The 14831-nt window shown below is 61.8% G+C and carries 14 protein-coding genes; 5 read left to right on the top strand and 9 right to left on the bottom strand.

From position 1 onward, the window contains the following. The first annotated feature begins 36 nt into the window (after positions 1-36). Together FGE05_RS13830 and FGE05_RS13825 are read left to right on the top strand one after the other, a co-directional pair. On the top strand, positions 37-1098 hold the full coding sequence (locus FGE05_RS13830) for a calcium/sodium antiporter (protein ID WP_139646125.1): 1062 nt from the start codon (positions 37-39) through the stop codon (positions 1096-1098). After that, entirely contained in the window at positions 1095-1475 is a 381-nt protein-coding gene (locus tag FGE05_RS13825) for a carboxymuconolactone decarboxylase family protein (protein ID WP_041024440.1), read from the top strand. Before FGE05_RS13830 ends, FGE05_RS13825 begins: the two co-directional genes overlap by 4 nt. A gap of 139 nt (positions 1476-1614) precedes the next feature. Here the strand turns inward: FGE05_RS13825 and FGE05_RS13820 are convergent, their stop codons facing one another. The 5 genes from FGE05_RS13820 to kdgD all read right to left on the bottom strand — a co-directional run bounded on the left by FGE05_RS13820 (position 1615) and on the right by kdgD (position 8208). Then, positions 1615-2556 (bottom strand): AEC family transporter, encoded by a 942-nt coding sequence (locus FGE05_RS13820; protein WP_139645747.1) that lies wholly within the window; start codon positions 2554-2556, stop codon positions 1615-1617. Positions 2557-2736: 180 nt separating this feature from the next. After that, positions 2737-4290 carry a galactarate dehydratase gene (gene garD / locus FGE05_RS13815; RefSeq protein ID WP_139645746.1) on the bottom strand — a complete coding sequence of 518 codons (1554 nt, stop codon included), beginning with the start codon at positions 4288-4290 and terminating at the stop codon, positions 2737-2739. Positions 4291-4303: 13 nt separating this feature from the next. After that, a complete protein-coding gene (locus tag FGE05_RS13810) occupies positions 4304-5668 on the bottom strand; it encodes an MFS transporter (protein WP_139645744.1) in 1365 nt (454 codons plus the stop codon). 84 nt (positions 5669-5752) lie between these two features. Then, the gene (locus tag FGE05_RS13805; protein WP_139645742.1) at positions 5753-7198 is read right to left on the bottom strand and encodes an aldehyde dehydrogenase family protein; all 1446 of its coding nucleotides are present in this window, start codon (positions 7196-7198) and stop codon (positions 5753-5755) included. 98 nt (positions 7199-7296) lie between these two features. Next, entirely contained in the window at positions 7297-8208 is a 912-nt protein-coding gene (kdgD, locus tag FGE05_RS13800; RefSeq protein WP_041022062.1) for a 5-dehydro-4-deoxyglucarate dehydratase, read from the bottom strand. Between the two features lie 216 nt (positions 8209-8424). Here kdgD and FGE05_RS13795 point away from each other — a divergent pair, with 216 nt between their 5' ends. Both FGE05_RS13795 and FGE05_RS13790 read left to right on the top strand, forming a co-directional pair. Beyond that, positions 8425-8622, top strand: a complete 198-nt coding sequence (locus FGE05_RS13795) for a hypothetical protein (protein ID WP_139645740.1) — start codon at positions 8425-8427, stop codon at positions 8620-8622. Positions 8623-8715: 93 nt separating this feature from the next. Then, a complete protein-coding gene (locus tag FGE05_RS13790; protein WP_139645738.1) occupies positions 8716-9081 on the top strand; it encodes a hypothetical protein in 366 nt (121 codons plus the stop codon). A 209-nt stretch (positions 9082-9290) separates the two neighbouring features. Here FGE05_RS13790 and FGE05_RS13785 read toward each other — a convergent pair whose 3' ends face one another. The 4 genes from FGE05_RS13785 to FGE05_RS13770 form a co-directional block, all read right to left on the bottom strand. After that, positions 9291-10037: a FadR/GntR family transcriptional regulator gene (locus FGE05_RS13785; protein WP_139645737.1), complete on the bottom strand. Its 747-nt coding sequence runs from the start codon at positions 10035-10037 to the stop codon at positions 9291-9293. A 167-nt stretch (positions 10038-10204) separates the two neighbouring features. Further along, positions 10205-11932, bottom strand: a complete 1728-nt coding sequence (locus FGE05_RS13780; RefSeq protein ID WP_139645734.1) for an ABC transporter ATP-binding protein/permease — start codon at positions 11930-11932, stop codon at positions 10205-10207. 94 nt (positions 11933-12026) lie between these two features. Next, positions 12027-12587, bottom strand: a complete 561-nt coding sequence (locus FGE05_RS13775) for a response regulator transcription factor (RefSeq protein ID WP_003177957.1) — start codon at positions 12585-12587, stop codon at positions 12027-12029. Continuing rightward, positions 12580-13842 (bottom strand): ATP-binding protein, encoded by a 1263-nt coding sequence (locus tag FGE05_RS13770; RefSeq protein ID WP_139645732.1) that lies wholly within the window; start codon positions 13840-13842, stop codon positions 12580-12582. Before FGE05_RS13770 ends, FGE05_RS13775 begins: the two co-directional genes overlap by 8 nt. 248 nt (positions 13843-14090) lie before the next feature. Here FGE05_RS13770 and FGE05_RS13765 point away from each other — a divergent pair, with 248 nt between their 5' ends. Then, the gene (locus FGE05_RS13765; RefSeq protein ID WP_139645730.1) at positions 14091-14807 is read left to right on the top strand and encodes an SIMPL domain-containing protein; all 717 of its coding nucleotides are present in this window, start codon (positions 14091-14093) and stop codon (positions 14805-14807) included. The last annotated feature ends 24 nt before the right edge of the window (positions 14808-14831 follow it).

Here is a 14831-nt window from a genome sequence, read left to right as displayed (position 1 = left end):
GCCATTTCCCTACTCGCCGATTTACCGCTGTTCAGCCTGATCGAACTGTTCGGTGGCCTGCTGTTGCTGATCGTCGGCGCCGAGTTGTTGGTGCGGGCCGCTGTCGGCCTGGCGGCGCGCTTGCAAGTACGCCCCCTGATCATCGGCCTGAGCGTCGTCGCCTTCGGCAGCAGCGCGCCACAGATGGCCGTCAGCCTGCAAGCGACCCTGACGCAGAACGCCGACATCGCCGTCGGCAGCGTGATCGGCAGCGGCATCTTCAACATCCTCGTGACCCTCGGCCTGTCGGCGCTGATCATTCCATTGCGGGTCTCGCGCCAACTGGTGCGCCTGGACATCCCCCTGATGATCGGCGCCAGTCTGTTGGTGTTCGTGCTGGCCTGGAACGAAGAGCTGACGCGGTTGGACGGCGTGCTGCTCCTGATCGCCCTGGCGGTGTACCTGGGCTTGTTGCTGCGTCAGTCACGGCACTCCGGGCGTCCCCATGCCGTAGCGGTCAAGGTGACACCAGCGTCCTGGCTCAAGAGCCTGTCGATGATCGCAGCGGGTCTGGCAATGCTGATTTTTGCCGGACATCTGCTGCTGGGCGCGGCGGTGGAAGTCGCCACCGACCTGGGACTTTCGGAACGCATCATCGGCCTGACCATCGTCGCCGTCAGCACCTCATTGCCGGAGCTTGCGACCTCGCTGATCGCCGCTCTGCGGGGCCAGCGCGACATCGCAGTGGGCAACGTGATCGGCAGCAACCTGTTCAACCTGTTGGGGGTACTCGGGGTGACCGCCCTTCTCGCACCGACGCCGCTTTCGGTTTCGCCGAACGCGCTGGATTTCGACCTGCCCGTAATGCTCGGCGTGGCGGTGCTGTGCCTGCCGGTGTTCTACTCCGGGTACCGGGTCACCCGCGCCGAAGGTCTGTTGCTCCTGGGCTTGTACCTGGCCTATGGGCTCCATGTGATGTCGTTCACCACCGGCATGCCCCTGGCTGGCCAACTGGAGCGGCTGATGCTGTTCTACGTGCTGCCGGTCCTGCTCGTATTCTTGCTGTTCACCTCGGTGCGCGCCTGGCGCCGCCAACACCACAAGAGGGATTTGCCATGACCGACACCCCAAAGACCGGCCTGGACATGCGTCGCCAGGTAATGGGCGATGCGTTCGTCGACCGCGCCCTGGGCAACGCCACCGAATTCACCCAACCCCTGCAGGACTTCGTCAACGAACATGCCTGGGGCAGCGTCTGGAGCCGCGAGGGTCTGCCCCTGAAAACCCGCAGCCTGATCACCCTCGCCGCCCTCACTGCCCTCAAATGCCCCCAGGAGCTCAAAGGCCATGTGCGTGGCGCGCTGAACAACGGCTGCACGGTGGAGGAGATTCGCGAAGCATTGCTGCATTGCGCGGTGTATGCCGGGGTGCCGGCGGCGATCGATGCGTTTCGGGCGGCGCAGGAAGTGATCGAGGCGTATCAGAAGCCGGAGTAAAGCGCGGGATTGGGGCTGTATGGACTGGCGCCATCGCGAGCAGGCTCGCTCCCACAGTTGATCGGGTTTTTCAGAAGGAATGCGGTCGAATGTGGGAGCGAGCCTGCTCGCGATTGGACCTCAAGCGCACCACAAAAGCCTAGATCCACCCACCCCACTGCAACACAAAGATCCCCAGGTTGGTGGTAATCGCCGCCATCAACGTGGTGATGACGATGATCGCCGCCGCCAGTTCATGGTTGCCATCGGCGGCGCGGGCCATGACGAAGCTGGCGGCGGCAGTCGGGCTGCCGAAGTACAGGAACAGAATCCCCAATTCCGCCCCGCGAAAGCCCCAGAGCCAGGCGCCCAGGGTGGTCAGCACCGGCAGGCCGACCATCTTCACCAGGCTCGAACTCATGGCCATCTTGCCACTCTTGCGCAACGCCGCCAGCGACAGCGTACCGCCGATGCAGATCAGTGCCAGGGGCAAGGTCATCTGCGCCAGGTACTTGCCTGACGTCTCGAACCAGTTTGGTAGGCCGATCTGCCAATAGGCAAACGGCGCGGCGATGATCACGCTGATGATCAGCGGGTTGCTGAACACGCTTTTGCAGATGCTCCACGGGTCGGACTTGATCACCGGGCTATAGACCGCCAGCACGATGGTCGACAAGGTGTTGTAGAACAGGATCACCAACGCCGCGAGGATCGCCCCCAGGGAAATCCCGTAGTCGCCATACATGCTCGCCGCCAGCGCCAGGCCGATGACCCCGTTGTTGCCACGAAACGCGCCTTGGGTGTAGATGCCGCGATCTTCCCGCGGGCAACGCCAGATCGCCCAGCCCCAGGCCATGGCAAAGCTCACCAGGGTGGCGATGGAAAAATAGATCAGCAGGTCCGGCTGTAACGCCGCATGCAGGTCGGCATGGAGGATGCCGAGGAACAACAGCGCCGGCATGGTGACGTTGAACACCAGGGACGAGGCGATGTGGATGAAGTTGTCGTTGATCCAGTCGATGCGCTTGAGCAACGCCCCCAGAAACAGCATGGCAAACACCGGCGCGGTGATGTTCAGGGTTTCGAGGAAAATTGCCAGCATGCCGGAGACCTTGAGAGGGGTGTCGTTAGGTGGCTAATGATAAGCCACTTTCCCACTGATCGTTCCCACGCTCTGCGTGGAAATGCCTCAACGGACGCTCCGCGTTCGGCTCTCGGGACGCGGAGCGTCCCTGGCTGCATTCCCACGCAGAGCGTGGGAACGATCAACGACAACGTCAGATCAGGTAATCGGCGCCGGGTTGAACAAGGTGATGTCGTTGTGCAGCTTGTGCCGTTCCGCCCAGGTCTGCTTCTTGCCGCTGGCCACGTCCAGGTAATAGTGGAACAGCTCCCAACCCAGCTCCTCGATCGAGGCACGACCCGTGGCAATCCGACCGGCGTCGATGTCGATCAGGTCCGGCCAGCGCTGGGCCAGTTCAGTACGGGTCGAGACCTTCACCACCGGAGCCATCGCCAGACCGTACGGCGTGCCACGGCCGGTGGTGAACACGTGCAAGTTCATCCCCGCCGCCAGTTGCAGCGTGCCACAGACAAAATCGCTGGCTGGCGTGGCACAGAAGATCAGGCCCTTTTGCTTGAAGCGCTCGCCAGGACCGAGCACGCCGCTGATCGCGCTGCTGCCGGACTTGACGATTGAGCCCAGGGATTTTTCGACGATATTCGACAGCCCACCCTTCTTGTTGCCCGGCGTGGTGTTGGCGCTGCGATCCGCTTCGCCCTTGGCCAGGTAACGGTCGTACCAGTCCATCTCACGCACCAGCTCCTCGGCGACTTCCCGGGTTTGCGCCCGGGAGGTCAGCAGGTAGATGGCATCTCGCACTTCCGTGACTTCGGAAAACATCACCGTCGCCCCGGCGCGCAGCAACAGGTCCGAGGCATAGCCCAGGGCCGGATTGGCGGTGATGCCGGAAAACGCATCGCTGCCGCCGCACTGCATACCCAGGATCAACTCCGAAGCCGGCACGGTCTCACGACGGCGCTGGTCGAGTTTCTTCAGGCGGGTTTCAGCCAGCTCCATGATCTGCTCGATCATCTCGGTGAAGCCGTGGCTGGAGTCCTGCAAGCGATACAACCATGGCTCGCTGAGATCCACCGAGCTGTCGTTCTCATGCATCACCTGGCCGGCCTGCAATTTCTCGCAACCCAGGCTGATCACCAGCGCCTCGCCACCCAGGTTCGGGTTGCGTGCCAGGTTGCGCACGGTGCGGATCGGGATGTATGCATCGGTGGCGGTGATCGCCACGCCACAGCCGTAGCTGTGGGTCAGCGCTACCACGTCGTCGACGTTCGGGTACTTGGGCAGCAATTCATCCTTGATGCGCTTGACCGCATGATCCAGCACCCCGGTCACACACTGCACCGTGGTGGTGATACCCAGGATATTGCGCGTGCCGACGGTACCGTCGGCGTTGCGGTAGCCTTCGAAGGTATAACCCTCCAGCGGCGCATCGGCCGCCGGTACGTCGGTGGACAGTGGCAGGCTGTCCAGCGGTGGCGCGGTGGGCATGCGCAACTGGTCTTCCTTGACCCAGCTGCCACGGGGGATCGGTTGCAACGCGTAGCCAATCACCTGGCCATAGCGAATCACCTCGCCGCCCTCGGGAATGTCTTGCAGCGTGACCTTGTGGCTCTGGGGCACGAAGTCCACGGTGACCAGACCGTCCGGGAACTCGGTCCCGGCCGGCACGCCCTGGTCATTGACGACGATCACCACATTGTCCCGCTCGTGCAGGCGGATATAACGGGGGGAATCGGCATGTTCAATCAATTGCATCGGTGCCGCTCCTTCAGGATTTGACTTCAGACAGGCTGGCGAGGTCGGCATCCTTGGCCGTAGGTTCCTTGAGCACGACACGCTTGATCGGCCCGACGATGACCAGATAGCTGAACACCGCCACCAAGGCGTTGCAACCGACGAACACCAGCGCCCACTTGAACGAGCCGGTGGCACTGATGATGTAGCCGATGACGATTGGCGTGGTGATCGACGCCAGGTTGCCGAAGGTGTTGAACAGGCCACCGCTCAAACCGGCGATCTGTTTTGGCGACGTATCGGACACCACGGCCCAGCCCAGCGCGCCCACGCCTTTACCGAAGAAGGCCAGGGCCATGAAGCCCACCACCATCCATTCGATTTCGACATAGTTGCAGGCCACGATGCTGCTGGACACCAGCAGGCCGGCGATGATCGGCGCCTTGCGGGCGAAGGTCAGCGAGTGACCCTTGCGCAGCAGGTAATCGGAAATCACTCCACCCAGCACGCCGCCGATGAAACCGCAGATCGCCGGCAAGGACGCGATGAAACCAGCCTTGAGGATGGTCATGCCGCGCTCCTGAACCAGGTACACCGGGAACCAGGTCAGGAAGAAGTAGGTGATACCGTTGATGCAGTATTGGCCCAGGTACACGCCGAGCATCATGCGATTGGTGAGCAGTTGGCGGATGTAATCCCATTTCGGACCGTCGGCCTTCTTCTCCTTGCCCTTGTCCTGGTCCATGTCGACCATCGCACCGTTGGCGGCGATGTGGTTGAACTCGGCTTCGTTGATCATCGGGTGCTGGCGCGGGCTGTGGATCACTTTGAGCCAGATCAGCGAGAACACGATGCCGACCACGCCCATCACGATGAACACGTGCTGCCAGCCGAAGCGGTAGACGATCCAGCCCATCAACGGCGCGAACAACACCGTGGCGAAATATTGCGCCGAGTTGAAGATCGCCGAGGCGGTGCCGCGTTCCGCGGTGGGGAACCAGGCCGCGACGATGCGGGCGTTGCCTGGGAAGGATGGCGCTTCAGCCAGCCCGACCAGAAAGCGCAGCATGAACAGCGCAACCACGGCGGTGGAGAGGCCGAATTCACCCACATAGCCTTGCAGCACGGTGAACAGCGACCAGGTGAAAATGCTCAGCGCATAGATCTTTTTCGAACCGAAACGATCGAGCAGCCAGCCGCCGGGAATCTGCCCGGCCACGTAGGCCCAACCAAAAGCGGAGAAGATATAACCGAGGGTAACGGCGTCAATGCCGAGGTCTTTCTGCAGGCTGGAGCCTGCGATGGCGATAGTTGCGCGGTCGGCGTAGTTGATCGTCGTCACCAAAAACAGCATGAGCAGGATCAAATAGCGGACGCGAGTCGGCTTGGTTTCTTGCATTTAATCTACTTCCACTATTTATTTTTATACGGGAAATCAATTTGTGCGGTCGGCGCCGGTTTCAGCGCCGACCGGTGCTGCGTGTTACGAGCCGATGTAGGAGGTCTTCACCACGGTGTAGAACTCCTGCGCGTAGCGACCTTGCTCACGCGAACCATAGGACGAACCTTTACGCCCGCCGAACGGCACGTGGTAATCCACGCCGGCCGTCGGCAGGTTGACCATCACCATGCCCGCCTGGGAATGGCGCTTGAAGTGGTTGGCGTACTTGAGCGACGTGGTGGCGATACCGGCGGACAGACCGAACTCGGTGTCGTTGGCCATCGCCAGCGCAGCCTCGTAGTCGGCCACGCGGACGACGTTGGCCACCGGGCCGAAAATTTCTTCACGGCTGATGCGCATGGCCGCTTCGCTGTCAGCGAACAAGGTCGGCGCCAGGAAATAGCCTTCGGTGTCGCAGGTCACCAGGCCACCACCACTGACCAGCCGCGCACCTTCGCTCTGGCCAATGTCAATGTACTTCAGGTCCTGGTTGAGTTGGGCTTCGGAAACCACCGGTCCGATGTCCGTACCCGCCTTCAGGGCATGACCGACCTTGATCGACTGCATGCGCTCGGCCATGGCCGCGACGAACTTGTCGTGGATACCGGCGGTGACGATCAGGCGGCTCGAAGCCGTGCAGCGTTGGCCAGTGGAGTAGAACGCACTTTGCACAGCCAGTTCGACAGCCTGCTTGAGGTCGGCGTCGTCGAGGATGATCTGCGGGTTCTTGCCCCCCATTTCCAACTGCACCTTGGCCTGGCGCGACACACAGCTGACGGCGATCTGCCGGCCCACGCCCACGGAACCGGTGAAGCTGATGCCGTCGACTTTCGGGCTGTTGACCAGGAGGTCACCGACCACGCGGCCGCTGCCCATCACCAGGTTGAACGCACCGGCCGGGAAACCGGCGCGGGAAATGATCTCGGCCAGGGCCCAGGCACAACCCGGTACCAGCTCGGCAGGCTTGATCACCACGCAGTTGCCGTAGGCCAGGGCCGGGGCGATTTTCCACGCAGGGATGGCGATCGGGAAGTTCCACGGCGTGATCAAACCGACCACACCCAGGGCTTCACGGGTCACTTCGACGTTGACGCCCGGACGCACCGACGGCACATAGTCGCCGGACAGGCGCAGGCATTCACCGGCGAAGAACTTGAAAATGTTGCCGGCGCGGGTCACTTCGCCGATGGCCTCGGGCAGGGTCTTGCCCTCTTCCCGGGCCAGCAGTTGGCCGAGCTCTTCACGGCGGGCGAGGATCTCGCTGCCCACTTTGTCCAGCGCATCGTGACGAGCCTGGATGCCCGAAGTCGACCAGGCCGGGAACGCGGCGCGGGCGGCTTCGATGGCGGCATTGACTTGAGCTGCGTCGGCCTTGGCATATTCGCCGATGACATCGGACAGGTCAGACGGGTTGATGTTGGTGCAATAGTCGGCACCGGCCACCCACTGACCATTGATGTAGTTATCGAAACGCTTTGCATCTGCCACGGATGCTTCTCCTTACAAATAGCCTGTCTGGTTCCGAGGTCGCTCCCACGCTGAGCATGGGAACGAGCCGCTGATTGCTCAGCGGCTCGTCGGGTCTGTTACTGCTTGCCTTGCTTGTCGATCAGCGCGGCCAGGGCTTCGTACTCGTCCGGCAGCAGATCGGTCAGCGGCGTGCGCACGGGACCGGCGTCATAACCGACGATCTTCGCGCCTGCCTTGACGATGCTCACGGCATAACCGGCCTTGCGGTTGCGGATATCCAGGTACGGCAGGAAGAAGTCATCGATGATCTTGCCGACCGTGGCGTGATCGTCGCGGGCGATGGCGTTGTAGAAGTCCATCGCGGTTTTCGGGATGAAGTTGAACACCGCCGAGGAATAGACCGGCACGCCCAGGGCTTTGTAGGCCGCAGCATAGACTTCAGCGGTCGGCAGGCCGCCCAGGTAGCTGAAACGATCGCCGAGGCGACGACGGATCGACACCATCAGTTCGATATCGCCCAGGCCGTCTTTGTAGCCGATCAGGTTCGGGCAACGCTCGGCCAGTTGTTCGAGCTGCACGGCGTTCAGGCGGCAGACGTTGCGGTTGTACACCACCACGCCGATTTTCACCGATTTGCACACTGCTTCAACGTGGGCGGCAACGCCGTCCTGGCTGGCTTCGGTCAGGTAGTGCGGCAGCAGCAACAGCCCTTTGGCACCCAGGCGCTCAGCCTCTTGGGCGTACTCGATGGCCTGGCGAGTCGCACCGCCGACACCGGCGAGGATTGGCACGCTGGTGGCACAGGTGTCGACAGCCGTCTTGATGACTTGGGAGTACTCGCTGGCGGCCAGGGAGAAGAATTCACCGGTGCCACCGGCGGCGAACAGGGCCGAGGCGCCGTACGGGGCCAGCCACTCGAGGCGCTTGATGTAGCTGTCGCGATTGAAATCGCCTTGGGCAGTGAAATCGGTGACCGGGAACGACAGCAGGCCAGACGAGAGGATGGACTTCAGTTCTTGTGGATTCATTATTCGAACACCCTGGGACGCAAAATGTGTATGAGAGAGATAAGCTTCGGCCAGAAGTTGTAGGTCATCGTACAACTTAAAATACGAACGTCAACTGCATTTCGTCATCGAGAGGGAAAAAGTCCGGCGAGCCGTTCATCCGCACTGTCGACTTTGACAGTTTCGCCTCGTCAGGCTTTGCCCTAAAAAAGCCTGAACCGTCGCGGAGGGCTAACCATGAAGACTCAACATCGATTCCACTACACCCACGAAGCCAAACAACAGACGCTGGATTTCGCCGAATTCGACCTGCACGTCAACGTAGGCGATCGGGTGGTATTTCCAGGCAGCGACCACGCCTACGAAGTCATCTACAAGGAATTCCACCTGAACAGCGACGGCAGTGTCGAGCATGTCGATTACCGGACAGACTAGGTTGATGGCGTGCCGTCGGAATCCGCAACCTGAGTTCCACAAAGGGCGCTTTAAAGCCAAACCGCCACGGTCGATCCCTCAAGGAGTGACACTATGAGCACCTATAAAACGCCTGTTCTCGTCCAGTTCCCGGACACAGACGAAGTCACCATCGATCTGGCGGGTCTGGAGGGCGGGTTGAAATTCACAATCCCGGACCTGGACAAGATCGGATACGAGTGGGAAGTCGCCCCGGTACTCGGTTCGGAACCCGTTGAATGGTCCGATCGAAAGTCCCTGGTCACCTATGACGACGAGGGCAACGCCCAGAAACTCACCGAACTGGAACTGACCGTGCCCAAGGCCAGGCTGGAAAAGTATCGTGGCCAGGTGGTCGAACTGCGCTATCGGTATTTCAGCGAGTCCGATGACTATGGCGATGATATGGTTTCGGCGCCGGTTCGCTTGAAGGTCAAGTAAGGTTCTCCAGCTCATGCTGCTGGTACGTCGCCATGGACGTAGACCACCCTGTGGCGAGGGGATTTATCCCCGCTGGGCTGCGCAGCAGACCCAACCCTGACACCTCGGTGCGTCAGAGGGACGGCATCGCTACTTTTGGGGCCGCTACGCAGCCCAACGGGGCGGTGCAACGTTTCGCTAAATCCCCTCGCCACAGGGGGTCTCGGGGATCAGCCCTGTGCTTGCGCTTCTTCGTGGGCCTGGCGCAGCCGCTCGCGGCTGTTGGTCAGGTGCAGCCGCATGGCGGCACGGGCGGCATCGGAGTCCTGACGAGCGATGGCTTCGTAGATTTCCTCGTGCTCGCGGCTCAGGCGGTCCATGTAGTGTTGCTGGTCGTCATGGGCCAGGCGTGCCGAGTTCACCCGGGTACGCGGGATAATGCTGGTGCCCAGGTGGGTCATGATATCGGTGAAATAACGGTTGCCCGTGGACAGGGCGATTTCCAGATGGAAAGCGAAGTCCGAGGCCACTGCGTCGGTGGCGTGGGTCGCACTTTCGTTCAGTGCGTCGAGGGCGGCGCGCATCGTCGCCAGTTGCTCGTCGCTGCGGCGTTGGGCGGCGAGCCCGGCGGACTCCACTTCCAGGCTGATACGCAATTCCAGGATCGCCAGCACATCACGCAAGGTGACCACCGTGGCCGGGTCGATTCGAAAACCGCTCGGGCTGGGGGTGTCCAGCACAAAGGTGCCGATGCCGTGGCGGGTTTCCACCTGGCCGGCCGCCTGCAAGCGGGAAATCGCTTCGCGTACCACGGTGCGGCTGACGCCATGGGCCTCCATGATCGCCGACTCGGTGGGCAACTTGTCGCCACGCTTGAGCAGGCCGTCACGGATCTGCTCGGTCAGCACCGTCACCAACTCCTGCGCCAGGCTGCGGCGCTTACGGGGAAAGCGTGGTATGTCGATCGGGTTTTCCATGGGGCTTCTTACTCGGCAAGCGATTGAATGCGCATTATCATAGCGTAACGTGGTTGTATGATCACTGTATCCCTGCGGGCCTCGTCAAGGATTGCTGATTGTGGCGAGGGCTGCTGCGCAGCCCAACAGGGATAAATCCCCTCGCCACAACAGTGTTCGACTACCGATCAGGTGACTGCGGCAGGCTCCAGCAGTTGGCCATTTTCGATACGTACATGTCGTGGATGGAATCGTTTCAAGCTGCTTCGATGCCCGACGCTGACGATGCTCACTCCCGGCAACTGATCGATGAGCGCCTGGTACAGCGTCGCTTCGTCTTCCTCGTCCATCGCCGATGTCGCTTCGTCCATGTACAGCCACAGCGGTGCGTAGAGCAGCGCACGGGCGAAGGCCAGGCGTTGTTGTTCACCGGGCGACAGCATGCGCTGCCAGTGATTGCTTTCATCCAGGCGCACAATCAGGTGCGGCAGGCGGCAGGTTTCGAGCACCTGTGCATAACGTTCGTTGGGGTAGACGTCGCCGGGCTGTGGATAACTCAGCACTTCGCGCAGGCTGCCAATCGGCAGGTAAGGCTTTTGCGGCAGGAACAGATAGCGCGTCGCCGGCAGCACAATGCGTCCATGCCCGGTGGGCCACAGGTGCCCCATCGCCCGCAGCAGGGTGGATTTACCGCTACCGGAACGGCCGCTGAGCATCACCCGCTCCCCGGCTCCAACGGTCATGTCGGCATCGCTGAGCAGATGTCGCCCGTCAGTCAGGTCCAATCCCAGATTGTGCACCTTCAGTTGGTTACCCTGGTTTTGCACGTCGATAGCCGGTACGCGCTCTTCGTTGTCGCTCATGGCCTGGCGGAAACTCAGCAGACGATCGCAAGTGGCGCGCCACGCGGCGAGGTCGGTATAGGCACTGATGAACCAGCTGAAACTCTCCTGCACGTTGCCGAACGCCGAATTGATCTGCATGAGTTCGCCCAGCTGGATCTTGCCGGCGAAGTAACGCGGCGCCGCCACCATGAACGGGAAGATGATCGCGATCTGGCCATAGCCGGAGGTGAAGAACGTCAAGCGCTTGGACACCCGCATGATGTCCCAGAAGTTATGCCAGACCAGTCCGAAACGCCCACTCAGGCGACGGTTTTCGTTGGGCTCGCCGTTGTACAGTGCAATGCTTTCGGCATTCTCGCGCACCCGCACCATGGAGAAACGCAGGTCGGCTTCGAAGCGCTGTTGGTTGTTGTTCAGGCCGATCAGACGACGGCCGATCAGGTGCGTCAGCCAACTGCCCACCGCCGCGTACACCAGCGCGCACCAGAACATGTAGCCGGGAATCGTGTAGCCGAACACTTCGATGCTGCCCGAGACGCCCCACAGGATGATCGAGAACGACACCAGGCTGACCACGTTGCGCAGCAAGCCCAGCCCCAGGCCCAAGGTATTGCTGGTGAAGCTGTTGAGGTCTTCGGAAATCCGCTGGTCCGGGTTGTCGGTGTAGCCGCCCTGCTCCAGCTGGTAGTAATTCTTGTTGCTGAGCCAGCGGGCAAAATGCTGCTCGGTCAACCAGGCCCGCCAACGGATGGTGAGCATCTGCGTGAGGTACAAGCGATACACCGCGCCCAGGATCGCCACGGCGGCGATGCCGCAGAAATACAGGATCAGTTGCCAGAACGCCGCGCTGTTCTTCTCTTGCAGGGCGTTGTAGAAGTCCTTGTACCAACTGTTGATCCACACCGAAATCGCCACACTGAACAGCGACAACGCGATCACGGCGATCAACAGCGTCCAGGCCTTGCCCTTCTCCTCACTGCGCCAGTACGGCGTGGTCATGTGCCAGACACGGCGGAAAAACTGGCCGCGCACTGCATCGTTGACCGCGGAATATTCAGCGTTCTGATTCATGGTTAAAGCTCAATAAAGAGAAAGAGTCGGGCCGATCATAGAGCAACGGCCCGCTGTGTCGCGAGGGGGTGGACAACATCCGTTCAGCACAGGTTCAGCGACGCACGGGCCGCTTCTGCAATTTGCGCTGCAAGGTGCGCCGGTGCATGCCCAGGGCACGGGCGGTGGCGGAAATGTTGCCCTCGTGCTCGGTCAGCACCCGCTGGATGTGCTCCCACTGCAGGCGATCCACCGACATGGGGTTTTCCGGCACCAGGGTGTCGAGGTCGGCGTGCTCGGACAGCAGCGCCGCCAGCACGTCATCGGCGTCCGCCGGCTTGCACAGATAATTGCAGGCACCGCGCTTGATGGCTTCGACCGCCGTGGCGATGCTCGAATAACCGGTGAGGATCACCACGCGCATCTCCGGGTCCAGCTCCAGCAGCTTGGGCAGCAGCACCAGGCCCGAATCGCCGTCCATCTTCAAGTCCAGGGCGGCATAGTCCGGCAGGTCGGCCTGGGCGATGGTCAAGCCCTCCTCGGCGGAGCCGGCAGTGCTCACGCGAAAGCCGCGACGGGACATCGCCCGGGCCATGACGCGGGTAAACGTGGCGTCATCGTCCACCAGCAACAGGTGCGGCAGTTCTTCGCCGTCGACTTGGATCTCGTCACTCATGTTCGTCTCCTCGGTCGGCATGGGGCAGGCGCAGCTCGGTGAGCGTGCCGCCGCTCTCATGGGGGTAGAGTTTCACCGAGCCGCCCGCGCGTGTCACGCTGGCTTTGCTCAAAAACAGGCCCAGGCCCAGGCCTTTGCCCTTGGTGGTATAGAACGGCTTGCCGATCTGCTCGGCGATGGCCAGCGGCACACCGGCGCCGTGGTCGCGAATGCTGATGGTCAATTCGTAGGCATTCCAGTCCAGCGCCACCTCCAGGCCTTCGGGGCAGGCGTCGGCGGCGTTGTTCAACAGGTTCAGCAAGGCCTGGGTCAAGTCCGGTGGCGGCGCCATGCGTGGCACCGGGCCATGGCCCAGGCACTGGAAGCGGTAACTGGCTTCGGGGCGCATCAAGTGCCAGCGATTCAGGGCCTCGTCGAGCCAGTCGGTGACGTCCTGCATGTCGATCGCCAGCCGGCGGTTGGCCTCGGCGGCACGCACCAGGTATTGCAGGGTTTCCTTGCAGAGCTTGACCTGATCCTGCAGCACGCTGAGGTCGTCCTGCAACAACGGGTCGGGATGATCCTGTTGCATCTCCTTGAGCAGCACGCTCATGGTCGCCAGCGGCGTGCCCAGCTCATGGGCGGCGCCAGCGGCCTGGGTCGCCACGGCCAGCAGCTGTTCGTCCCGCAGGCCCTCTTCACGCCGGATGGCCCGCAGCTCTTCCTGGCGGCGAAGCTCCTCGGCCATGCGCGCGGCAAAAAACGTGATGACGGACGCGGCCAGGGCGAAACTCAGCCACATGCCGTAGATCTGCAGGTTCTCCCGAGCGATGGGGAAAGTTTCCAGGGGATAGAACCGCGCCAGCAACAAGGTGTACAGCGCCAGGGCGATACCGGAAAGAATCAGCGAATAACGCCACGGCAATGTCACTGCGGCGATGGTCAGCGGCACAAGGTAGTAGGACACGAAAGGGTTGGTCGAACCGCCGGAGAAATACAGCAAGGCACTGTGGATAAACAGGTCGCAGGCCAGCTGCACCGCGTATTCCAGCTCCGTCACCGGCCACGAGGCGCGCAGCCGAATGGCCGTCAGCGCACACAACACCGAGGCGCACACCAGGGTAATCGCCAGTTGCAACCAGGGCAGCGGCAACAACTGGAACCAATAGGCGAGCCCCACGGACCCGGCCTGGGCCGCAAGGACCAGTATCCGGATGAACGTCAGCCGCCAGAGATTCTGGCGCGAGGCGGAAGTCATTTGCAAAGGGGCGAGCATGAGCTCTCCTGATGAGCGCTCCAGGCGAATCGCACGGAGTATAACCAAGGCGCGGGTTGCAGCGGCAGCTATGCGGCAAAGCGCCACAGCCCCTGAACGCTACCTATCACCTTGTAGCGAGGGGATCTTCATTGGCCTTATGCATCTGTATAGAAGTTGTAACTGGGCGAACCACACCACAAACGCTAGAGTCTTATCGTTCACGCAGGCCCGGACCTTATCCCTGCACATCATCCCAAGGAGCTTTCATGCACACGTTCAGTCGCCCCGCCGCCCTCCTCGCCCTCAGCCTCGGCACCGTCGCCAGCCTGCCGGCCCTGGCCGCCGATGAACTGCACTACAACCAGATTTCCCTGCGCGCCGAAGCCAGCCAGGAAGTGGCCCGTGACCTGATGATCGTCACGCTCTACACCGAAGAACAAAACACCGACCCGGCCAAGCTCGCCGCCGCCGTCAGCACCACGCTGAACAAAGCCATCGGCCAGGCCAAGGAAGTCAAGGACATCACCCTGCGCCAGGGCAGCCGCAACAGCTATCCGATCTACGACGGCAAGGGCCAGAAAATCACCGGCTGGCGCGAACGCGCCGAACTGCGCCTGGAAAGCGCCGACTTCGCCGCCCTGTCCAAACTCACTGGCGAGCTGCTGACCGACATGAAAATGGGCGGCATGGACTTCGCCATCTCCACCGCCACCCGCCAGAGCAGCGAAGACGCCCTGCTCAAGGACGCCGTCAACGCCTTCAAGGCCCGCGCCCAACTGGCCACCGAAGCCCTGGGTGGCAAGGGCTACAAAATCGTCAACCTGAACCTCAACAGTAACGGTTATCCACAACCCTACCTGCGCGCACCGATGATGATGAAAGCCGGGTCCATGGACGCCGAGTCCGTCACGCCAGAAGTGGAAGCGGGTACCAGCAAGGTGAGCATGACGGCGGATGGGGCGATTGAGGTGTTGATGCAGTAAAAGGGCTGACCGAGATATCCAGCC

Origin of the sequence: Pseudomonas sp. ICMP22404, assembly GCF_006227205.1 — a bacterium.
In the GTDB taxonomy this organism is placed as follows: Bacteria; Pseudomonadota; Gammaproteobacteria; order Pseudomonadales; family Pseudomonadaceae; genus Aquipseudomonas.
This window is presented reverse-complemented; position numbering and strand designations above follow the sequence as displayed.